Raw genomic sequence first — 20,813 nt, 5'->3', positions numbered from 1 at the left:
TCCTCACTTGTAGCGCTCAGGCTTAGGCCTGGGCGTCAGCTTCTTCGGACTTGTTTTCTTCAGATTCGGTCACTTCGGCCGGAGCAGCTTCAGCTTCCGCGGCGGGAGTGGCTTCTTCAGTAGCTTCCCCGGCTGCGAGAACTTCACGTTCCCACTCGGGCATCGCATCTTCGGTGGCGTTCTTGCCGGCGCCGCGAGCCAGGAGGCCTTCGGCTACCGCATCACCGATGACGCGGGTGAGCAGCCCAACGGCGCCGATGGCGTCGTCGTTACCCGGAATCGGGTAGGCAACTTCATCCGGATCGCAGTTGGTGTCCAGGATGGCAACCACCGGAATGTTGAGCTTATTAGCTTCGGAGACCGCGAGGTGTTCCTTGTTGGTGTCCACAACCCACACGGCAGAGGGAAGACGGTGCATATCACGCAGACCGCCGAGGGTCTTCTCCAGCTTGTCCTTTTCACGGGACAGCATGAGGAGTTCCTTCTTGGTCAGGCCCGAGCCGGCGACGTCTTCGAAGTCCATCTGCTCGAGTTCCTTGAGGCGCTCAATGCGCTTGGCAACGGTCTGGAAGTTGGTGAGCATGCCGCCCAGCCAACGCTCGTTCACGTAGGGCATCCCGGTGCGTTCGGCCTGTTCCTTCACAGCTTCCTGCGCCTGCTTCTTGGTGCCCACAAAGAGGATATTTCCGCCGTGCGCCACGGTTTCCTTAACGAAATCGTAGGTGCGGTCGATATCGGCGACCGTCTTGCGCAGGTCAATAATGTAAATCGAGTTACGATCCGTGAGGATGTAACGCTTCATCTTCGGGTTCCAACGGCGGGTCTGATGCCCGAAGTGCACACCAGCTTCCAGCAGCTGGCTCATGGTGACGACAGCCATGCGGCGTCCTTTCTCAGGCGCCATCATTACGATGGCGCGGTATCGGTTCTTGCACGACGGCGGAATTGCCGCCGCGCCCTGGTGCCCACGAACCGCGGTTCCCATATGCGCCACCCACTGGGCAGCCCGTGCCGGGACCGATCCGCGACCCTCTTATGCGGGCACGCGTATTACGACCGGAGATAACCGGCCGCCTGTACATATTACCCCACCCGGAAAAACGGGGAACGGCGCGCGGATGTGATTTTCGCGGGAATTCTGCGGCTAGAACGAAGGTGCACACGGGGCCACATGCAGACGGGGCGGGCGGAGCGAGCACCGCTTACAAGCGAGCACACGCGACGTCTCAAAATATGAGTGGGATTGTACAGCACTACCACATGACTATAGGATGACCTGCATAGTTACTGAAACTGCAATCTAGGAGCGACCTGCCCTATGGGAGTCCTTGAATCCAATACCTATCGCATCAAGGAAATTCTCTTTATATAAAAATGCGAGAAAGTCGTATTCTCGCACGCACTTAGCGATGATGCGCGCCCGGAGCTTATATCTATCTTTCTGAAACCCGGGTGAGTACACCTATGTACTTTCCTAAATGGTGCGTGCGATAGGGGTTCATGCTGCCCTGAATACGGCAATTGGATTGATAAGGATAAGGATTTTGATAGATCCTCATATTCCCGTCCTCGACGTCGCCCACGTACGGCGCGTTTTCGGGAAAGAAAAATTTGTTGCAGTTGAAGACGTGTCCCTCCAGGTCCAGGCAGGCCAGGTACATGCCTTACTCGGCCCGAACGGGGCCGGGAAAACCACAACGGTGCGGATGTGCGCCACCTTGCTAGCTCCCACATCGGGACAGGTGCGGATCGCGGGGATCGACGCGGTGCGCCATCCCGAGAAGGCTCGCGCCTGCCTGGGCTTGGTGTTGGGCGGCGACCTAGGGTTTTATCCGCGGGCTACGGCGCGCGATAATCTCCTTTATTTCGCCGACCTGCAAGGGGTGGCGAGCGGGCAGCGGCGCGGCGTCGTCGCTGATGTGCTTGAGCGTGTCAAACTCACCGATTCTGCCGGGACTAAAGTGGGCCAGTTTTCGCGCGGCATGCGCCAGCGTCTCCACCTGGCGCGCGCCTTATTGGGTGCCCCGCCGCTGCTCCTTCTTGACGAACCGACCACGGGGCTGGATCCCGACGTTGCACTGACGGTGCGCGATATTATCCGCGACGTTGCCGCCGGCGGCACCGCCGTGCTCCTCACCTCGCATTCCATGCCGGAGGTGGAAGAACTGGCGGATATCATCACCGTCATCGGCGCCGGCAAAATCGCGGTGCGCGGCAGTGTTCGCGATATTGCGGACTATGCCGGGGTGGGTGCAACCACAACGTTCACGCTGGGTGCGCGCAAGGCGGAAATTGTCGCCGGCCTCGAAGCTGAATTCCCCGAAGCGGTGATTATTCGCCGTCCGCGCGCGGGTAATTGGGCCGTCACGATCTACTGGGATGCGCGCTCCGGTGCGCGGGCCGAACGCCTGGTGGCGCTCCTCGGGCACGAGCCGGAGGACCTGGTTACCCGCCCCGCCTCGCTGGAGGAAACGTATCTCGCGCTGGCAGATGGGTTGGCGCGGTGATCCGGCAGTTACGTATGAGCGCTTTTCACGTGCGCCAATTTGTGTCTGTCCCCTATTTCATCCAGCTCATGGTGACGACGACGCTCGCCACGGCACTGGCGCAATTCCTAAGTTTCCGAGCTTTCGGTGCTATGAGCGCGACGCAGGGGTGGGTCCGTGCCGGGATTATCGGCATGTGGACCACGGCCACCTGCGCGGCCGGAATTATTGGTTTCGAGCGCTACAAAGGCACCCTCATCTACCTGGTGAGTGCTCCGATTGGGGCGCTACGGAGCGTGGCGGCAGTCGTGGCTTCGGCTGGCTCCTTCGGGCTGGCGGCATTCCCGGTGGCCTGGGTGACGTGGGCTCTGTGCTCCGCCTCGGTTACCTTCACCGCACCGTCGTGGAGTTTTGCGTGCGGCGTTCTTCTGTTGTGGCTGGGTTGCTTGAGCGTTTCCTTCGTCATCGCCGCGCTTTTCGTGCTCACCCCGAACGCGATTAGTTACGAAGGTCTGCTTCTAGTTCCGATGTTTTTAGCTTCCGGCATTCTTTTTACGACGACGGCGCCACCTGCGTGGTTGGCTTATCTCTCCCTTTTCGTACCCCTCTCGATGCCCACCTCTTTGCTCTTTGGAGAGGTTATTACCTGGAGCGACGCGGCGATCTGGGCGGTCGTGCTGAGTACGTGGCTGGCAGTGGCGGGTGTGGCGGGGCGCGCTGCGCTGCGCCGTGCTACCCGCTCCGGGACCTTGGAGGTGATGTGATGCTGACGCGCTATCGCTCGATTATCAGGGTCTCCTGGGCTTCCTTGGTGACTTTTGCGACGGTGGGGACGGCGGTGACCACCCTCTTGGTGCTTCCGCTCCTCGACGTGCTTTTTGATGTGGTGCTCGGCAATGATGTGGGAACCCCGGACCTGGTGCGCACCGGCTATGCCGCGGCGCTGGTTGCTTTGGCCACGTCGGTGGCCTCCGGGGTGGTCAGCGCGGTGGCAACCGACCGGGCACTGGGGATCTTCCAGGAAGTTCACCTGCGCCGGCGTTTCGACGTGGTGTACTGGGTGGCCGTGGCTACTGTCCCATGTGTCTTGGCAGTCTCCACCGGTAGTGCGGCCATCGGCACCGTCTTCCTCCTCTCCCCGGACAAAAATGCGGCACTGCTGGGGCGCGTGACGCTCTTAGCGGTGGCTGCTTTGGTATGCGGGGTGCTGCTCGGAGTGGCAGCGGCCGGGATCGGGGTGGATCTGCCCGATCCGTATCTGGGGGCGACACTGCTCGCGACGTTCCTGCCGGTGTTCACCGGGGTAATTGTGCCCCTCGATTACTATCCGCCCGTGCTGGTAGTACTGGCGAATGCCGTCCCCCTCTCGGGAACCATTGCCGGTATCGCTGAGCCGGCCGGGTGGCTGGTAGTCCGCGATATTGCGGTTGCGGCGATCTGGGCCGGTATCGGTGTGATAGCGACCCGCCACGCGGTAGCTCGGCTCCGTTCGGGTATGCGAAGGGATGTCGTATGAGTTTTCTGGGCTTTGATGAACGCTGGGCAGCCTACCTGAAAGTCGCGGAAATGAACCTTGGCGGCGCCGCGCGCGTGCACGGCGGGCGGATCGCCGCAGTGCATCGCGGCGCCGTCGAAGTGCTCCTCGTTGATGATACCGGTGCGCCAGGCGGGGCGCCGGTGCGTATTAACCTCGATATTCCGGGCCACCGTCGGGATAGTGCATCCTGGCCGCCGGTGGTGGGTGACTGGGTAGGCGTGGATGATGCCGGGCATATTCTCGACATTTTGCCGCGCCGTACCTACCTCACCCGCCCGTCGGTGGGCCGTGCCGCTCTCGAGCAACCTATCTGCGCGAATATTGATGTGGTTCTCATTGTGGAACCCGTGGTGCCAGCAGCCAGTCGCGGGCGTATCGAACGTTTCGTGGCCCTGGCCCACGCGAGCGGGGCACGTCCCTGGCTGGTGCTCACGAAGGCGGACCTGGCAAACCCGGCAGATCTTCAGGAACTGGGTGAGGGATGCGAGGAAGTGCTTGCGCTTGATGCACGCTCGGCTGCGGACGTGGCGCGGCTCGTTGAGCGCCTCTCCTGCACGGTCGTGGTGGTGGGGCGCTCCGGTGCCGGGAAATCCACCCTCACCAATACTTTGCTAGGAGCTACCCAGACTGTGGGAGCGGTGCGCGAAAGTGACCATAAGGGTCGGCACACCACCACTGGGCGTCAGCTGGTCTGCGGAGAAAACTTCGCGGTCATCGATACCCCCGGAGTACGCGCTTTGGGAGCCACGATGGACACGGAGGCTATTGCGGATACCTTCGCGGATATTCACAACTTGGCTGCATCGTGCCATTTCGCGAATTGTAGCCACGGGCGTGAGCCGGGGTGTGCGGTGCGTGAGGCCTGTGCGAGCGGGTCTTTGGATGCGGACCGGCTAGACCGCTATCTGCGGATGATGGCGGAGGCGGAGCGGTTACGTTGCCGCAGCGATGCGCGAACGGCGCGGAGCCAGGATCGGTACGCTTCGAAAGAGAATACCCGCGGGCGTCGGGAAACGATGCGCCTGAAAGGCAAAAACCGCGGATAACAGCGCAAAACCCGAGCGAGCGCCCAGATAAAGGCCAGAGCCATCCACAGGCTGCGGATACGTATGAACTATCCACAGCATGAAGAAGCCCGCTGGCGGGTGAGCTCTAGTCAGGGAATGCTCAGCCCTATGAAGACTCTCAGGATTTTTGCGACTCGATTCCCCGGTATGCGCTGTGGCCCGGGCACCAGTACCCGTGCTCGGGCCACCGTGCGCTCCTCCTCCCGTGCGAGGTGCATGATCGTGGCACGCTGCTTGGCCGCGGCAGGCGCGGCTCTCACCCTGGTAGCGAGCCTCATTTCGCAATCAGCATCTGGCACAGTAGCGCCGTCGTCGGAAAACACTCCCACGCAGGCCGCAGCTTCGGCAACGGAAAGTAAGCCAAAGGCACCGCTGGCATCCGCGCGCATGACGAGTGCCAGGAATACAACCTATACAACGTCCTCGCTTCCCCGCACTACTGGCTTCCGCTCCCCCACCGGTAGCGAACCTGTGGTCACTCGCCCCTTTGATCCACCGAAGCACAATTGGCTACCCGGGCATCGCGGAGTGGATGTGGAGCTCCCAGCAGGCAGCCCCGTCCTTGCCGCTGGCACGGGCACCGTGGTCTATGCCGGGATGCTCGCGGACCGCCCCGTTATTTCTATTGAACACGCCAATGGCCTGCGCACCACTTACGAACCGGTCGAACCACAGGTACGGCGCGGGGATACCGTGAGCACCGGAATGGTGATTGGGACATTACTGGCCGGCCATGAGGATGGCGGACGCTTCCCCGGCGATGTTTTGCACTGGGGTGCACGGCGCGGGAAAACCTATATTGACCCGCTTTCGCTCCTCTACCGGCGTGAGATCCGTCTTTATCCCTGATACCAGTGACGCTTCAGTAATACTCCTGCGATACTTCTTTAGGCCCGAGGGTGGGCTTGGGCGAAAGCAGCCCGGAGCCTGTCGGCGCTGACGTGAGTGTAGCGCTGCGTGGTTTGCAGGGATGAGTGACCGAGGATCTCTTGAACGCTGCGCAAGTCTGAGCCACCGTTAAGAAGATGCGTGGCTGCGGAATGGCGTAAATCGTGAGGGGTAATATCGGGTACTCCCGCACGGCTGGCAGCCCGGTGCACGACGTCACGCAGCGAACGCGGGTTGAGACGCCTGCCTTGTGCCCCCAAAAAGAGAGCCCTGGTCGGTTCTTTCATAAGAGCGGCACGCGCGGGCAGGTATTCCTGCACGGCCCGCATAGCCGGCACCCCGTACGGGACCACACGTTCCTTATTTCCTTTTCCGACGACGCGCACCGTCAAATCAGGGCGAACCTGGTCAATATCCAGAGAACAGACTTCGCTCACACGCAAACCAGCCGCGTACATGAGCTCGAGGGCCGCCCAGTCCCGGTAGGCGAGAGCTTCTCCGCTCTCGACCGCATGGCTTTTCGCGTTGTTAAGCAACTGTTGGGCCTGGTGCTCATTGAGAACATGCGGGAGCTCGTTGGTGACCCGAGGTGATTTCAACCGTGCTGCCGCATCCGAAGCGGTATAGCCGCATCGGTATGCCCAGGAACTAAAAGTACGTATTGCAGCAGATTGCCGAGCCATTGAGGCTAGGGCACTCCCGTGTTCGCGTGAATGGGCTAGCCAGGCCCGCAAATCAGCGAGATCCAGGTGTTCGAGATCAATATCAAGATCGGATGAGTCCTGATCCGCCGGCTTGTTTCCGGTAGATAGCTCGTGAAGGAAAGCGAGGAGAGACACCACCTCGTGTAGATAGGCGCGGATCGTATGTTCGGAGTATCCGCGGCGCAGCCGCAGTTCTCGCTCATAACGGTCCAAAATATCTGCTACTCGCATACTCCCCAGTTTATGCGAGCCTTAGGTGGCCCGCTGTCGGCTCGACTCCCGAGCCTGGGGCGTCAGGCGCCACTTCCCTCCCCGGCTCTCCGCAATTCCTGCTATCTCAAGTTTCCCGAGGGCCGCCATCACTTCGGTAAATCCCATTCCCGCGGTCTGCGCTATTTTATCCAGGGGCTGGTAGTTGCGAGCCGGTAGCGCGTCGCGCACCCGCACCGCCCGGGGATCCCCGGCAAGCGGATCGGTAACAGTTAGCCCGAGCCCTAATTGCACCCCGCCGGCAAGCGCGTGAGTAACCGTTCGGCTGGCCGATGCGCCGCGGTGAGCAGCCGTGGTGTTCCCCTCCGCCACCCGCGCGCGATCTTGGACAAATTGCTGGCCGGCGCTAAAGCCGAGCAATTCCACAATATCTTCCACCCCGGTAATACACACCGCTCCTTCTCGCAGCAGCCGATGGCAGCCCGTTGAACACATCGCGTAAATGGATCCGGGCACTGCCCCGACCGGGATGCCGTAAGTATGTGCGTGCCCCGCGGTATTAATGGCGCCCGACCTATAGGGAGCTTCAATAACAACAACGGCACGTGATAGGCCGGCAATGATCCGGTTCCGGGCCAGAAAACGGTGCCGGTGAGGGGCATTGCCCGGAGCAGTTTCGGAAAGGGCAAGCCCGCCAGTATCAAGAATCCGCGCGAAGAGTTCCTGGTGGACTTTAGGATAGGGCCGGTTGATCCCGCTGGCAAAGACCACCGCGGTCGGAGCGTTCGCGAGTATAGCGCCACGGTGAGCAGCCGCATCAATACCAATGGCTCCCCCGGAAACAATAAGAGCACCGCGTTCAGCAAGTTCGTAACTGAAATCGGTGGCGATCTTTTCGCCATAGTCGGTAGCGGCGCGGGAGCCCACCATCGCGAGCGTGGGGCGATCCAGCGCCGCAATATTTCCTTTCCACCATAGTCCCAGCGGACGTTGTTCCCCGAGCTGTGCTAAGGATCGCGGCCAGGTGGGGCTACCCGGGTAGGTGAAGCCGTAACCTCGGTTAAGTAGTTCACGGTCGCGCGCAAAGCCCTGTGCATCGTAGCGGGCACTCCAGCGAGCAGTGGCTGCGCGCAGCGATTCAGGAATCGGGGCACCCGCGCGTATTTCTTCCAACCAATCCAGAGCTCCGGCGTAACCGAGATGTTCGGTGAGCGCAACGGCATGGTAGTCCTCCCCTTCGGCCAAGCGTGTCCATGCCATTGCTGCGGTTTCTTCTTGCGTGCTCGTGTTTTTCGTGCTGGTAATTCCCGGGTGAGCCGCTACTGTGTCGGACGTTTCCGTGGCGGTTTGTGTTACGCCGGCAGCTCCGGTTATTTCGCTGCCGGTCCATGGTGTTTTATCCTCTGTCATAACTAGAATTTCCTTTTCCGCGCAGGGCAAATGCCCCGGCAACGTCGTCGGTGGTGGGCTGTGTATGGCCTGCTAGATCTGCAAGGGTCCAGGCAACTCGCAGGATTTTATCCGCGGCCCGCATGCTGATGAGACCGCGGGTGAGAGCCTCACCCAGGCTCGCGCTTGAACTGGGTGCTAACTGGGTATGCGCACGGAGCCAGGTACCTGGTATCGCCGCGTTGATATCCCAGGTTTCGCCCCGGAAGCGGTGGTGTTGGCGTTCACGTGCTTCACGCACTCGCGCGGCGACCGTTTCGCTACTATCCCCGCTGTTGCCCGCGGCTAATTCAGCCCGACTAGGCCTGGGCAGATTAACCATAAGATCGATGCGATCCCGGAGCGGGCCTCCGATGCGGTGCTGGTAGTGGGCGCGGTCTGCCCCCGAACAGGTGCAGGAGGTTGGGGAATCAAGTAGCCTGCCGCACCTGCACGGGTTTCCTGCTCCTACCAGTTGGAAACGGGCCGGGAAGCATACCGAGCCTTGGGCGCGGTGAATATGTACTTCTCCCGATTCCATGGGTTCGCGGAGGGACTGGATGGCTCTGGTGGTGAATTCGGGAAGTTCATCGAGGAAAAGTACACCGTGGTGCGCGAGGGAGATCGCTCCGGGGCGGGGCCGGCTGCCTCCTCCCACCAGCGCGGTGGCGCTTGAAGTGTGGTGAGGCGCCACGTAGGGAGGCCGGGTGGTGATCTCCTCAAATTGCCCGACGATGGAGCGAATGCTGGCGCTTTCAACCGCCTGTGCGCGGGTGAGGGGAGGCATAATTCCCGGTAGCCGGGTGGCCAGCATGGATTTACCCACGCCGGGTGCCCCGATCATGAGAAGGTGGTGGCCGCCCGCGGCTGCTATTTCCAAGGCGTGGCGGGCCAGGTATTGGCCCCGTACCTCAGCGAGGTCGCCACTATCGCTGCCGGTGCGGGGTGGGGATACCGGCACGGGTGGCGGTGGCGGCACGGGATCACTAGCAACCCCCAGGCGCTGCGCTATTTGGGTGATATGCCAGATTTCTCCCACTTGGATCTGGGCCAGCGCAGCTTCGGCTCCGCAACCGTGCGGAACAATGGCGTGCTGGAAGCCATGGTGAGCGGCGCCCAGCACGCACGGTAATACTCCCCGCACCGGGCGCACCGATCCGTCCAGCCCTAATTCGCCTAGGAAGACGCTTCCGGGCGGCACGTGGGAATGGGCCTGCGCAGCGAGGATGGCGGCAGCGATCGCCACATCGAAAGCGGTACCGACTTTCGGGGTATCTGCCGGAGACAAGTTCACAGTGACGCGCCCGGCCGGGAATGGGATCCGAGCCGCGGCGAAAGCGGCTCGGATGCGTTCGCGTGATTCGCTCACCGCAGCATCGGGCAGGCCAACGATAGTGAAATTGGGCAGTCCCGAAAGGAGCGCTACTTCCACCCGGATAGGCATGCCCCGAACACCGAGGATAGAGACGGTATGGGAGGTGCCAATCATGAGGCGTTCCGCAGATGGTCGATAGTGACGGGACCGGAGGTAGGCACATTCACGGCCACGATATCCACCGCGAGTGCGGGGTAGGTTCCACCTTCTACGTGGAGCCACTGCGCCAGAAGATGGCGAAGCCTGCGATATTTTTCGGTACTAACGGCCAGAGGAGCGGGAACCGTATTCCGCCCGCGGCGGGTTTTCACCTCAACCGCAACCAGTGCGCCGCTGGGCTCTTCGCGGCATACCAGGTCAATTTCCCCGCATCGGCATCTCCAATTCTGGGCCAGCACGTGGTAGCCGTGCTCCCGCACATATGCGGCGGCCACGTTTTCTCCCCACTCGCCTACCTCCCGGGTGGTGGCGGAAGGAGGAAGTGGGGCGAGCTCGTTGCGAGCAATGGTGGCATGCAAAGTTTCACACTGGTACATGCCCCTAGTGTGACGCGGATATTACCAATGGTGGCTCGTGCGGTGCGCGGCTGGGGATAGCGTCGTCGTTTCAGATACCTGTGGATAAACGTAAGCTTCGCTAGAGCTCACGACGCAACATTCTCCCGATTAAAGCGAGGAACCAGGAAGATCAAGTTCCCGAGTAATATCGGTTTGGTTGAGCTCTTCGATATTGACGTCTTTAAAAGTCACCACCCGTACCGAACGAATGAAACGGGATGTGCGGTAGATATCCCACACCCACGCATCGCTCAGGTTCACCTCGAAAAACACGTCACCTGCAGTCGAGGATCGTACTTTCACGTCTACGTCATTGGCCAAGTAAAAACGCCGTTCGGTTTCCACCACGTAGCGGAAAATCTTCACAACATCGCGGTACTCGCGATATAACGCGAGTTCCAATTCGGCTTCGTAGCCGTCAATCTCGCTCATTATTCACTCCTTACCGCGGGCAAATGCCACGACGTTCGATGATACGGGCTCGGCCCCACCTGCGCGATAGCATCGAGGTGAGCACGCGTACCGTACCCTTTATTATGTTCCCAATCGTAATCGGGGAATTCTTTTGCGAGTGCCTCCATATAGCGGTCTCGCTCAACTTTCGCGACGACGGATGCTGCGGCGATCCCCGCGCAGGAAGCATCCCCTTTAATCACGGTGGTGACCGGAAGCTGCGGGACCGTCGGTTCGGCATCGAAGAGGGAATCCTGGGCCCACCAATTGTGTTTTCCGTCTAAGAGAACAGCATCGGGGCGTAATCCGGATTTCTCCAGCTGAGCGAGAGCATCCGCAGCCGCACATCGCAAGGCTTCAATAATTCCCACCGTGTCGACCACACTGGCGGCTGCGCTTCCCACCGCCACCGCGAGCGGCCAGTCGCGGGCCGCCTGGTAGATCATTTCCCGCCGGTGCGCGCTCAGCATTTTCGAATCGCCTAATCCGAGCGGGAAGTCATCCGGGGTGCTCCTATCCAGGAGGGCTATACCGACACAGACCGGTCCGGCGATGGCGCCGCGACCCACTTCATCCACGGCAGCGAGAATACCCCCGCCGTGTGCCTCGAGCCGAGCCAACAGTTCTTTTTCAACGGTGCGATCAGGTTCCTGCACGGGTGCTACCCACCCTGCCCGGAGAGCACAGCAGGAGGGTTCCCGGTTTGGGTCGCCGTAGCCGCGTATAAGGAGCGTGGATCAACCGGGTTGTCCGGCAGTGCCACCCGCGCACCCGCGGGCGCGGCAGGTTCGGGGACACCGGCGAAAACATGGCTCATATCAGGTAGGCGCCCGTGGCGGCTCCACGGTGAGAAAACGTACCAGGCCCGGCCCACCACGTTTTCTACCGGCACGAATCCGTTTCCGGATTCACGCTGATGCCACCGCGAATCTTTGGAATTGGCGCGGTTATCCCCCATCATCCACAGGTACCCTTCCGGAACCTTCACCTCAAATTTCTGTAAGGAGGGCGACACCCCGTAATTGAGATATTCCTCCGTGATCGGTACGCCATTGACCTGCACGCGGCCGTCTTCCCCGCAGCAACTGACAGTATCTCCACCTTTCGCGATAATTCGTTTCACCAGGTAGTGACCAGAGTCTGCCGGAAGCAGCCCGATACCTTGCAGGATTCGAGTGCCGGTTTGAGCAATCCAGGAGCGGTTTTCTTCCACATCATCAAGCCACCCGCCCGGATCCACAAAGACCACGATATCGCCGCGGCGTAGCTCCTCGTTATCGGTCACCATCCGGTTGACGAAAAACTTATCCCCGGTACTCAACGTGGTTTCCATAGAACCGGAGGGCACATTAAAAGCTTGGATAAAGAAAGTTTTGATAATGACGGAGACGAGAAGAACGACGGCGACGGTGAGCGCCATCTCCACTACGCTACGCAGGCGCGAGTTACGCACGGGGGCTTCCCGGGTGTCCGCCTCCGGGCGCACCGGGGCCACTTCGGGAGGGTAGGAGGGAGGCTGCTCCGTATTGGCAGCGGAGGAGTGACCGTCCGTTGTATTCATGGTTGTTCCTCCGTGGTTCACATGTGCTTCCGCTCGGGCCAGTTCATCTCGCAAAGCATCGGCATAGAGACCTTCATCCGCGTTCGAGAGCTGTTCCGTGAGCGTTAGCCGCAAGCGGGCTTCAGCTGCACTTATCTTAGCCGGCCCCTCCGACACGTTTTTTGTCTCGTTGGACTCCGGTGGTTCAGGCGGGCACGGCACCGGCTGCGGCTCTGGCTCTGGAGCCGGTTGCTCCGCTGCGCTCACCACAGTTTGCGGTGCCTGCGATTCCTCCCCATCAAAGAGGTCGTCAAGCTCGGGTAACTCATCCACGCCCGGTGCCGCGTGCAGGTTTTGTACCTCAGGTGCGGGAGCTGCCCGGCGGCCTCGGGCCTGGCTCCGGTGGGTCCGCCCTGCTGGCCACCGCGAGGCATCCTCCGACGCCCGTGACCCGCCTGACGTGCCCTCGCCCATACGCCCCTCCGCCCCTGCATTCGATAAAAGATACGCGTATTCCATGCTACCAGCGCACGTGAACGTACCTAAGGTTATCCGCGCCGTCACGCCACGTTATTTTGGCGGGGCTCCAGGAATACTCCAGCTCTTGCCCACGGTTATGGGCGGTTATCTTCGGTTAGTGGCTGCCGTCGGCTATTGGTCAAGATCCGCGCGGATAAAAAATGGACCCGCACCGGGGCGCGGGTCCATATGTGAACGAGAACTTCGTACCGTTCCTTACTTGGAATCGGTGCGACGTTCGCGAATCTTCGCTGCCTTACCGTGGCGATCACGCAGGTAGTACAGCTTGGCGCGACGCACCCGACCGCGGGTAATCACTTCGATGGATTCGATGGAAGGCGAATGCACCGGGAACTTACGCTCCACGCCCACCCCGAAGGAAATCTTGCGGACATCGAAGGTGGCGCGCAGGCCATCACCCTGGCGGGCAATAACAACACCCTGGAACGCCTGGGTACGGGTGCGGTTACCTTCCACGACGCGCACGTTCACACGCACGGTGTCACCGGCGCGGAAATCGGGGATATCGTCGCGCAAACGCGAAGCATCAACTACATCAAGAGTCTGCATTATTCATTCACTTTCCGCCTCTGCACGCAGGCCAGGGGCGCTGTTATCGGTTAAGATCTCGCCGATGCGCGACCCCCTGCGGCAGGCACAGCGCATTATGAAAGCGAGGAAACTCCACTATTATGCCACAGTCAGCGGACAGGCAAAAATGAGATCCGAGTTGATTACCTCACCCACCCGGAATTCTCGGGTTGCTACCTTTCGGAAACCGCACCGTTTGTAGAATCGTTGCGCGCGTCGGTTGTCTTTATTTGTTCCGAGCCACAGGTACGGTGCGGACGCCACCTCGGCATCAAGTATTCTGTCTCGGCACGCCTCCACCGTTGCCTGCCAGAGCAGATCCGCTACCCCACTCCCGTGCCAGCTGCGCTCCACGTAGAACTTTGAGAGCTCAAGCAACGGGCCTTTCCGCTCCGGGAGGTGCATGAATGGCGCACCGTCCTCGCGCCCGGCGACGTCGTCGCCGCCCATTCCCACCGCGCTATCGGGAAGCAACGTGAGACTGTACCCCAGCAATTCCCCGCGCGACTCTCCGCTCGCGGCACGCACTACCACCGTCATCCAGCGTGGGTCGGCAAGATATTTTTCGAAAGCCTCCACGGAAAGATTCGCCGCCGCGAACGCGGCAATATCCGCTTCCCTAAGATAACGCGGGCACGCGTCCGGGAAGGTGCGGGTGGCCAGCTGCGCCAGCTCGGTTGCGGTGCGCCGCCATTCTCCGTTGCGCACTTCTCCGTCTGGCAGCGTTCCGTTCTTGAGTGTCTCGCCCGAAAGCACTTCACCCGAGGACACCCCGTCCCCGGAACCAGCAGCGCCCGCCACCCCCAGGACCTCCGTATCCACCGCCACCGGGTGGGCGTCACTGGTGCGCCATACATAGCCCGCCGCCGCGAGCGCCGGCCGGTCGTGTTTATTCAGACGTGAAGTATCCAGTGCCGCGATCATATCGGGACGGCGCGCAGCGGTGCGCGTAAGAGCTTCGTCTCTACGGTAGCGCGCCACCGCCCCGTGATTGCCGCTGAGCAGTACTGCGGGCACCTCGAGCTCGCGCCAGCGCACCGGGCGGGTGTAGACACGGTATTCGAGCAGACCGGCCGCACCGTGCGATTCTTCCACCAGAGACTCCGGGTTCCCCACCATCCCGGGAATAAGACGAGTAACCGCCTCCACGAGGGCCACTGCCGCCACTTCCCCACCGTTGAGAACATAATCTCCTAGAGAAAACTCCTCTACGCGCACACCCCGCCCACGATAGTGCTCAGCTACCCGCGCATCAATTCCCTCATAGCGCCCGCAGGCGATAATGATGCGCTCCCGGGTGGCCAGGTCTTCCACGAGGCGCTGAGTGAGGGGCCGACCGGACGGGGTGGGCATCGCGAGAGTAATTGTTTCCGGAGAGCTCGGGCCGATGAGGTCATCGAGAGCACGACCCCAAACATCCGGTTTCATGACCATGCCAGCCCCACCTCCGATGGGGGTATCGTCCACGGTGCGGTGGATGTCGCTGGTCCAGTCGCGCAGATTGTGGGTGCGAATATCAACGACGCCGCGACGGCGCGCCTTGCCCACCAGCGATAAATCGAGCACGTCGAAGAATTCCGGAAAAACGGAAACGAGGTCAATGCGCAAGCTCGCCATTACTTCACTTCCTCAGCGCTGTTTTCCTTCGTCATACTTTCTTCGACAGCGCTAAGGGCGCCTTCGGCCGCGCTGGGTGCATCTTCGGCGGAGGTGAGTTCGTCTTCGGCTGCGCTGAGGGCGCCGGCCAGGTCATCACCTTCCACCACGATCATGTCATCTTCGGAGAAAAGCCCGGCCGGGGCATCAACCACGATGCAGTGGTCATCCAGATCCACCGCCGTCACGATCTCACGCACGAAGGGCACACGGGTAATCCGGCCATCCGGCTCACGCACCACCAGGATATCCTGGGCGGGGCCGTTTTCTAAGCCGGTAATAATACCGAGCTCGTAGCCTTCTGGGTCGAGGACTTCCAGACCGCGTAGCTCATGGGCATAATAGGCATCTTCTTCGGGCTCATCCTCATCAGTTTCCACGACGAGACGCACCCCTCGCAGCGCTTCGGCGGTGTCACGAGTGGTGGATTCAGCGAAGAGCGCGTAGGTAACTCCCCGATATTCTCGAGTGCGGGTGATGGTGAGCGGCCCGAAATCCGCCGGATCTGTTTCCAGCTGGGTCCCCACAGCGAGGCGGCGGGCAGGCGAATCTGTGCGAACATCCAAACGGACTTCCCCTTTAAGCCCGTGCGGCGCCCCGATAATAGCTACCGTCAGTTGCATCGTGTCCTTCTCTCGGTTCCCGCACACGGTGGGGAACGGTGGTGGCTCATACAAAACCGGCCCGCAACCCCGAAAGGTTGAGGGCCGGTATGCCGCTACGTTAGTTACGGTCCGTTTCGATAACGTCCACGCGCACGGAGCCTTCGTCCGAAAGCACGTTGACGACGGTCCGCAGGGCCTTGGCGGTACGCCCGCCACGGCCGATCACCCGACCGAGATCGTCAGGGTTCACCCGAACTTCCAGAAGTTCGCCACGACGATTACGCGATGCCGAGACGTTGACATCATCCGGGTAATCAACAATTCCCTTGACCAGGTGTTCCAGAGCGTCCGTCAGCATTAGGCTTCCTCGGTTTCCGCTTCGGTAGCTTCACCGGTTTCGGCTTCCCCAGCTTCAGCGGCGGCAGCAGCTGCGGCTTCCGCTTCGGCCTTCGCCTTTGCTTCAGCGGCGGCAGCGCGGCGCTTTTCAGCGTCGTCCTGGACCTTCTTGACCGCTGCGGCGCGCGCTTCTTCAGCGTTCACCGTTTCCGGAACACGCAGGCGACCTTCCTGGCCATCCTTGTATCCCTTGAACTTCTGCCAGTCACCGGTCACCTTAAGCTGCGCGAGCACGGCTTCGGTGGGCTGAGCACCCACGCCGAGCCAGTACTGAGCCCGATCAGAATCGATGCGGATGGTAGAGGGCTGGGTATTGGGATCGTAGTAACCGATTTCCTCAATAACCTTGCCGTCGCGCTTGACGCGAGAATCCGCCACAACAATACGGTACTGGGCCGCACGGATCTTACCCATGCGCTTCAAACGAATTTTGACTGCCACTTTTGTGGTCAATCCTTTCTCATTGGGGTGGATTACCCGGCCGGTTGGGGGACGCGCACCGTGCAATCCGTGAACACGGACAATACCGGGTTGAGAGGGACCCGGCATCCTCCAAGTACATCTAGCTATTCTGCCAGAATTTTCCGGAGGAGGAAACAGGCATCGCACCGCTGCGCGGTGAGATCACTTACGCCGTCGCTCCGCTGCGGTGCCGATGCGGACGGGGGGGGACAGCTACGGCGCGCACCCCTATACCACCGTTTCAACCTGACAAGCCCCGCCGCGCCTGGCAAGATGGGAGGCGTGAATAATCCCGCTCCCGCCACCGCAGCCTGCACCGTTGGCACCGTTAGCGCCGTGGGTTCGCCCGCGGTTGTGCCCGCACCTACCTCCAAGCTCGTGCGCTACGCCTGGCTTTCCGTTACGGCCGCACTCATCACCATTGCGCTCAAAGCGGCTGGCTACTGGCTCACCGATTCGGTGGGCCTTCTCTCCGACGCCACAGAATCCTTAGTTAATCTGGCAGCGGCGGTGGTCGCGGTGCTGGCCCTCTCCGCGGCCGCGAAACCCGCAAATGCACGCTATACCTACGGACGCTCGAAAGCCGAGTACTTTTCTTCCGCCGTGGAAGGTGCCATGATTTTCGCGGCAGCCGGTTTTATTATTTTTTCCGCCATTGACCGCATTATTCACCCCCAGCCGCTGGCGGCGCTGGGATGGGGCTTGGGCATTGTGGCGCTCGCATCCTTAGTCAATGGAATTGTCGGTGTCGTGTTGCTGCGCGCCGGGGCGAAGCACCGTTCGCCCACCTTGCGTGCCGATGGTAAACACCTCCTTACGGATGTCATCACTTCCGTCGGGGTGATCGCGGGTGTGGGATTGGTGGCACTCACCGATGAACCGCTGCTCGATCCCATCGTCGCTATCCTCGTTGCGGTCAATATTCTGGCCACCGGGGTTAAGCTGCTGCGCGAGTCACTCGCGGGACTCATGGACGCAGCCCTGTCTGAGCCGGATACCGAAAAAATCGTGGCTATTCTACGTTCGCACACTCGCCGTGAGGTACGTTTCCACGGGCTGCAAACCCGAGTGGCCGGGCGCGAGTCGTTTTGTAATTTTGATTTGTTGGTCCCCTCCACGTGGACGGTGCGCGAGGGCCACGAGCTCGCCGAAGATATCGCGGAGGAATTACGCGCCGCGGTGCCTCACCTCCGCGCCCTCATCCACGTGGAGCCACTGGAGGACCCGCGATCCTATGAGGATATTCCGGAAGGTTACGTGCCGCTGGGCGGTATTTCCGATGCGGTTCCGGATATTGTGGTGGAGGCTTTAACCACAGGGAAGAACGACGACGCCGCTACCTCCTAAAAATAACCACTCTGCCAAAACATCGCAGCGGGCAAGATTCCTCCTGCCCGCTGCGCCGTCGTCGTTACTTAAGGAAGCGCTTGAGCTCTTCCATGCTTGCCATATCGGGCACCGCCGGGGCGGAGCCGGGAAGCTGGGCCCCCTTACCGAAAGCCGAGCCCCGTTCGGCACGCTGCCGTGCCGCCGCTGCTTCGGCTTCCTGCCGGGCGCGTTTCGCCGGATTACCCGAACGTCCCTTCTTACCGCCCGAAACATTCTTCTTCGCGCGTTTCTGCTTGCGTGATCCCCCGCCAACGCCGGGCATACCGGGCATACCCGGAATTCCGCCACCGCGACTCATCTGCGTCATCATCTTCGCGGCGCCTTCAAAGCGCTGCACCAACTGATTAACTTCCTGGACGGTGGTTCCTGAGCCCCGGGCAATGCGCTGGCGGCGCGAACCGTTGAGAATTTTCGGGGTGCGGCGTTCGGCGGGCGTCATAGATTGGATAATGGCTTCCACACGCCCCATCGAGTACTCATCCCACTGCTCGAGGGCTTCGCGGTACTGCCCCATGCCGGGCAGCATCCCCATGAGTTTCTTGAGCGAACCCATCCGTTTAATTTGGTTCATTTGCACGAGGAAGTCATTGAGGTCGAAAGCCCCCTCGCTCATTTTCTCCGAAAGTTCGCGCTGCTGTTCTTGCGTCCAGGTGGCTTCGGCGCGTTCGATGAGGGAGAGAATATCGCCCATATCGAGGATGCGGGAGGCCATGCGGTCGGCGTGGAAGCGTTCGAAATCTTCCAGTTTTTCACCGGTGGAGACAAAAAGGATTGGCTTGCCGGTCACGCCACGCACCGAGAGCGCCGCGCCGCCGCGGGTATCGCCGTCGAGCTTGGTGATAACGACGCCGGTGAAGCCCACTCCGTCTTGGAAGGCCTTCGCGGTGGCGACCGCGTCCTGACCGATCATGGCATCGATAACGAAGAGAACTTCGTCGGGGTTAACAGCAGCCCGAATATCAGCTGCCTGCTGCATGAGGACCTCGTCGATACCCAAGCGTCCGGCGGTATCCACCACGACGGCACCGTAGCCGTTCGCGGCCGCGTAATCTACACCGCTAGCCGCCACCTGGATCGGGTCTCCCACCCCGTTACCGGGTTCGGGAGCCCATACGTCTACCCCGGCACGCTCACCCACCACCTGAAGCTGCTGCACGGCATTAGGCCGCTGCAAATCGGAGGCGACGAGGAGCGCTTTGCGGCCCCCGCGCGCGAACCAACGCCCGAGCTTACCGGCCAGCGTGGTTTTACCCGCGCCCTGGAGACCGGCGAGCATGACCACGGTGGGGCGCCCCTGCGCAAAATTAAGTTCCCGAGTTTCCCCGCCGAGAATCTCAATGAGTTCGTCATTAACAATTTTGACGATCTGCTGCGAGGGATTGAGAGCCTGGGAGCGTACCGCACCGGTGGCACGTTCGCGCACCGCGGCGGTGAACTCGCGCACCACGGGAAGCGCGACGTCGGCGTCCAAAAGGGCACGCCGAATCTCGCTAATGGTGGTTTCTACATCCGCTTGGGTGAGCACACCCTTGGAGCGCAGATTCTTGAATGCACCGGAAATCCGGTCGGAAAGATTATTAAACACTGGCCAGCCTTCGCGTCAACAAACTCGTTCCATTGTAAAGCAGGGGGCGCGAGCGCGCATATTCACCCGCTACCGCACGTCAAACTCGAATCTAGCGGCGGTGGATCTATTCCGCAGCACCGTCGCGCTATAGCTCAGCTATGCATGTCCTTGGCTCGGCTATGAATACCTTTAGCTGAGCAGCGAATCGACGAAAGCTTCCGGATCGAAGGGTGCCAGATCGTCCGGTCCCTCCCCCAGGCCCACCAGCTTGACGGGCACGCCGAGTTCGCGCTGCACCGAAATAACAATGCCGCCCTTGGCGGTGCCGTCCAGTTTGGTCAGCACGATCCCGGTTAGTCCTGTCACCTCCGCGAAAACACGGGCCTGCTGCATCCCGTTTTGTCCCGTCGTGGCGTCCAGAACAAGGAGAACTTCATTGACCGGCGTGGTGCGTTCCATGACACGCTTGATTTTTCCGAGCTCATCCATGAGTCCGGCCTTATTTTGGAGGCGCCCGGCGGTGTCCACGATAATCACGTCCACACCGGTTGCATCGGCCTGCGCTACCGCATCAAAAGCGACGGAGGCCGGATCTGCCCCTTCGCGATCCGAACGCACAACATCAACGCCCACTCGATCGCCCCAGGTGACCAACTGATCGGCTGCGGCCGCGCGGAAAGTATCTGCCGCACCGAGCAGCACCGTGGTTCCCTGCGCGCGCAGCAAACGCGCGAGCTTACCGACCGTGGTGGTTTTCCCGGTGCCATTCACACCCACCATAAGAACCGCCGCGGGATGCACCGCCCCGGAATCCGTTTCACTGCGAGTGAGATTGAGGGAGCGATCCATATCTGGACCAACGTGGCGTAGCAGCTCCTCGCGCAAAATCTCACGGACCCGTTGCGGATCGTTGGTGCTTTCAATTTTCACCCGCGAGCGCAGGCCCTCCATAATCTCGGTGGTGGCATCCAGCCCCACATCGGCCATGATGAGGGTATCTTCCAGTTCTTCCCAGTCTGCCGCGGAGAGATCCCCGCGGGAAAGAATCGCCAAAAGAGCCTGCCCGAAGCCACCCGAGTGAGCCAGCCGGGCGCGTAGACGCTGCATCCGGGAGGGAACTGATTCGGGCTGTTCAACCGCCGGAACCGTAACAATATCCGGGGTGGTTTCACCGGAGATTTCTCCGGCGCTTTCTTCATCGGCACCTTCCGAGGTTTCCGCGGTGGAATCCCCTTCGAGAACCGGGATGTTCCGACGTTCCAATTCCTCGCGCCGCTGGTTCTTCTTCACCAGGGAAATAACGAGGGGAACAAGGAGGAGGGCAACAACGCCCGCGATGACAAGTGCAAGAACTACAGGATTATCCACTCCTCCAGTCTTGCA

Annotated in this window: 21 protein-coding genes; 6 read left to right on the top strand and 15 right to left on the bottom strand. The window is 61.0% G+C overall.

Annotated elements, in window-relative coordinates; translation table 11 throughout:
• Positions 1-22: 22 nt before the first annotated feature.
• Positions 23-880 (bottom strand): 30S ribosomal protein S2, encoded by an 858-nt coding sequence (gene rpsB / locus ACTFPK_RS04095; RefSeq protein WP_016442484.1) that lies wholly within the window; start codon positions 878-880, stop codon positions 23-25.
• A 664-nt stretch (positions 881-1,544) separates the two neighbouring features.
• On the opposite strand from rpsB, the gene ACTFPK_RS04090 reads away from it, so the two are divergent.
• From ACTFPK_RS04090 to ACTFPK_RS04070, 5 genes are all read left to right on the top strand, one after another.
• Positions 1,545-2,507 carry an ABC transporter ATP-binding protein gene (locus ACTFPK_RS04090; RefSeq protein ID WP_394532583.1) on the top strand — a complete coding sequence of 321 codons (963 nt, stop codon included), beginning with the start codon at positions 1,545-1,547 and terminating at the stop codon, positions 2,505-2,507.
• Positions 2,508-2,521: 14 nt separating this feature from the next.
• Positions 2,522-3,250 carry an ABC transporter permease gene (locus tag ACTFPK_RS04085; RefSeq protein WP_394532584.1) on the top strand — a complete coding sequence of 243 codons (729 nt, stop codon included), beginning with the start codon at positions 2,522-2,524 and terminating at the stop codon, positions 3,248-3,250.
• Positions 3,250-4,002 (top strand): ABC transporter permease, encoded by a 753-nt coding sequence (locus ACTFPK_RS04080; RefSeq protein ID WP_439911150.1) that lies wholly within the window; start codon positions 3,250-3,252, stop codon positions 4,000-4,002. Before ACTFPK_RS04085 ends, ACTFPK_RS04080 begins: the two co-directional genes overlap by 1 nt.
• On the top strand, positions 3,999-5,069 hold the full coding sequence (gene rsgA / locus ACTFPK_RS04075; RefSeq protein WP_394532587.1) for a ribosome small subunit-dependent GTPase A: 1,071 nt from the start codon (positions 3,999-4,001) through the stop codon (positions 5,067-5,069). Before ACTFPK_RS04080 ends, rsgA begins: the two co-directional genes overlap by 4 nt.
• A gap of 237 nt (positions 5,070-5,306) precedes the next feature.
• On the top strand, positions 5,307-5,939 hold the full coding sequence (locus ACTFPK_RS04070) for a M23 family metallopeptidase (protein ID WP_155875922.1): 633 nt from the start codon (positions 5,307-5,309) through the stop codon (positions 5,937-5,939).
• A 38-nt stretch (positions 5,940-5,977) separates the two neighbouring features.
• Here the strand turns inward: ACTFPK_RS04070 and ACTFPK_RS04065 are convergent, their stop codons facing one another.
• The 12 genes from ACTFPK_RS04065 to rpsP form a co-directional block, all read right to left on the bottom strand.
• Positions 5,978-6,913 carry a tyrosine recombinase XerC gene (locus ACTFPK_RS04065; protein WP_016442477.1) on the bottom strand — a complete coding sequence of 312 codons (936 nt, stop codon included), beginning with the start codon at positions 6,911-6,913 and terminating at the stop codon, positions 5,978-5,980.
• 21 nt (positions 6,914-6,934) lie between these two features.
• The gene (gene dprA, locus ACTFPK_RS04060; RefSeq protein ID WP_196800239.1) at positions 6,935-8,152 is read right to left on the bottom strand and encodes a DNA-processing protein DprA; all 1,218 of its coding nucleotides are present in this window, start codon (positions 8,150-8,152) and stop codon (positions 6,935-6,937) included.
• 136 nt (positions 8,153-8,288) lie between these two features.
• Complete coding sequence (locus ACTFPK_RS04055) at positions 8,289-9,809, bottom strand: YifB family Mg chelatase-like AAA ATPase (protein WP_016442475.1); 1,521 nt, start codon at positions 9,807-9,809, stop codon at positions 8,289-8,291.
• Positions 9,806-10,231, bottom strand: a complete 426-nt coding sequence (locus ACTFPK_RS04050) for a YraN family protein (protein ID WP_051106973.1) — start codon at positions 10,229-10,231, stop codon at positions 9,806-9,808. Before ACTFPK_RS04050 ends, ACTFPK_RS04055 begins: the two co-directional genes overlap by 4 nt.
• Positions 10,232-10,360: 129 nt before the next feature.
• The gene (locus ACTFPK_RS04045; protein WP_016442473.1) at positions 10,361-10,684 is read right to left on the bottom strand and encodes a DUF2469 domain-containing protein; all 324 of its coding nucleotides are present in this window, start codon (positions 10,682-10,684) and stop codon (positions 10,361-10,363) included.
• Positions 10,684-11,361, bottom strand: coding sequence for a ribonuclease HII (locus ACTFPK_RS04040; protein WP_016442472.1), 678 nt, complete (start codon positions 11,359-11,361; stop codon positions 10,684-10,686). Before ACTFPK_RS04040 ends, ACTFPK_RS04045 begins: the two co-directional genes overlap by 1 nt.
• Before the next feature lie 5 nt (positions 11,362-11,366).
• Positions 11,367-12,266 carry a signal peptidase I gene (gene lepB / locus ACTFPK_RS04035; protein WP_439911149.1) on the bottom strand — a complete coding sequence of 300 codons (900 nt, stop codon included), beginning with the start codon at positions 12,264-12,266 and terminating at the stop codon, positions 11,367-11,369.
• Positions 12,267-12,980: 714 nt separating this feature from the next.
• Positions 12,981-13,334, bottom strand: a complete 354-nt coding sequence (gene rplS / locus ACTFPK_RS04030; protein WP_016442470.1) for a 50S ribosomal protein L19 — start codon at positions 13,332-13,334, stop codon at positions 12,981-12,983.
• Between the two features lie 120 nt (positions 13,335-13,454).
• Positions 13,455-14,963 (bottom strand): tRNA (guanosine(37)-N1)-methyltransferase TrmD, encoded by a 1,509-nt coding sequence (gene trmD, locus ACTFPK_RS04025; protein WP_439911172.1) that lies wholly within the window; start codon positions 14,961-14,963, stop codon positions 13,455-13,457.
• 8 nt (positions 14,964-14,971) lie between these two features.
• Entirely contained in the window at positions 14,972-15,634 is a 663-nt protein-coding gene (gene rimM / locus ACTFPK_RS04020) for a ribosome maturation factor RimM (protein WP_394532592.1), read from the bottom strand.
• A 100-nt stretch (positions 15,635-15,734) separates the two neighbouring features.
• Entirely contained in the window at positions 15,735-15,974 is a 240-nt protein-coding gene (locus ACTFPK_RS04015) for an RNA-binding protein (protein WP_439911148.1), read from the bottom strand.
• Complete coding sequence (rpsP, locus tag ACTFPK_RS04010; protein ID WP_016442466.1) at positions 15,974-16,453, bottom strand: 30S ribosomal protein S16; 480 nt, start codon at positions 16,451-16,453, stop codon at positions 15,974-15,976. Before rpsP ends, ACTFPK_RS04015 begins: the two co-directional genes overlap by 1 nt.
• Positions 16,454-16,747: 294 nt before the next feature.
• On the opposite strand from rpsP, the gene ACTFPK_RS04005 reads away from it, so the two are divergent.
• Positions 16,748-17,821, top strand: coding sequence for a cation diffusion facilitator family transporter (locus tag ACTFPK_RS04005; protein ID WP_394532595.1), 1,074 nt, complete (start codon positions 16,748-16,750; stop codon positions 17,819-17,821).
• Positions 17,822-17,885: 64 nt separating this feature from the next.
• Here ACTFPK_RS04005 and ffh read toward each other — a convergent pair whose 3' ends face one another.
• Both ffh and ftsY read right to left on the bottom strand, forming a co-directional pair.
• Entirely contained in the window at positions 17,886-19,448 is a 1,563-nt protein-coding gene (gene ffh, locus ACTFPK_RS04000; protein ID WP_439911146.1) for a signal recognition particle protein, read from the bottom strand.
• 171 nt (positions 19,449-19,619) lie between these two features.
• The gene (ftsY, locus tag ACTFPK_RS03995) at positions 19,620-20,798 is read right to left on the bottom strand and encodes a signal recognition particle-docking protein FtsY (RefSeq protein ID WP_016442463.1); all 1,179 of its coding nucleotides are present in this window, start codon (positions 20,796-20,798) and stop codon (positions 19,620-19,622) included.
• Between the last annotated feature and the right edge of the window lie 15 nt (positions 20,799-20,813).

Source organism: Actinotignum sp. UMB0459, assembly GCF_051905915.1.
GTDB lineage: Bacteria > Actinomycetota > Actinomycetes > Actinomycetales > Actinomycetaceae > Actinotignum > Actinotignum sanguinis.
Note: the sequence above shows the minus strand (reverse complement) of the source record. Positions and strands in the feature narration are given on the sequence as shown.

Excerpts from the sequence above, each read along its gene's own strand:
- rpsB (WP_016442484.1), bottom strand. The coding sequence starts at position 880 with ATGGCTGTCGTCACCATGAGCCAGCTGCTGGAAGCTGGTGTGCACTTC.
- ACTFPK_RS04085 (WP_394532584.1), top strand. The coding sequence starts at position 2,522 with ATGAGCGCTTTTCACGTGCGCCAATTTGTGTCTGTCCCCTATTTCATC.
- ACTFPK_RS04080 (WP_439911150.1), top strand. The coding sequence starts at position 3,250 with ATGCTGACGCGCTATCGCTCGATTATCAGGGTCTCCTGGGCTTCCTTG.
- rsgA (WP_394532587.1), top strand. The coding sequence starts at position 3,999 with ATGAGTTTTCTGGGCTTTGATGAACGCTGGGCAGCCTACCTGAAAGTC.
- ACTFPK_RS04070 (WP_155875922.1), top strand. The coding sequence starts at position 5,307 with ATGATCGTGGCACGCTGCTTGGCCGCGGCAGGCGCGGCTCTCACCCTG.
- ACTFPK_RS04065 (WP_016442477.1), bottom strand. The coding sequence starts at position 6,913 with ATGCGAGTAGCAGATATTTTGGACCGTTATGAGCGAGAACTGCGGCTG.
- dprA (WP_196800239.1), bottom strand. The coding sequence starts at position 8,152 with ATGGCATGGACACGCTTGGCCGAAGGGGAGGACTACCATGCCGTTGCG.
- ACTFPK_RS04055 (WP_016442475.1), bottom strand. The coding sequence starts at position 9,809 with ATGATTGGCACCTCCCATACCGTCTCTATCCTCGGTGTTCGGGGCATG.
- ACTFPK_RS04050 (WP_051106973.1), bottom strand. The coding sequence starts at position 10,231 with ATGTACCAGTGTGAAACTTTGCATGCCACCATTGCTCGCAACGAGCTC.
- ACTFPK_RS04045 (WP_016442473.1), bottom strand. The coding sequence starts at position 10,684 with ATGAGCGAGATTGACGGCTACGAAGCCGAATTGGAACTCGCGTTATAT.
- lepB (WP_439911149.1), bottom strand. The coding sequence starts at position 12,266 with ATGAATACAACGGACGGTCACTCCTCCGCTGCCAATACGGAGCAGCCT.
- rplS (WP_016442470.1), bottom strand. The coding sequence starts at position 13,334 with ATGCAGACTCTTGATGTAGTTGATGCTTCGCGTTTGCGCGACGATATC.
- rimM (WP_394532592.1), bottom strand. The coding sequence starts at position 15,634 with ATGCAACTGACGGTAGCTATTATCGGGGCGCCGCACGGGCTTAAAGGG.
- ACTFPK_RS04015 (WP_439911148.1), bottom strand. The coding sequence starts at position 15,974 with ATGCTGACGGACGCTCTGGAACACCTGGTCAAGGGAATTGTTGATTAC.
- ACTFPK_RS04005 (WP_394532595.1), top strand. The coding sequence starts at position 16,748 with ATGGGAGGCGTGAATAATCCCGCTCCCGCCACCGCAGCCTGCACCGTT.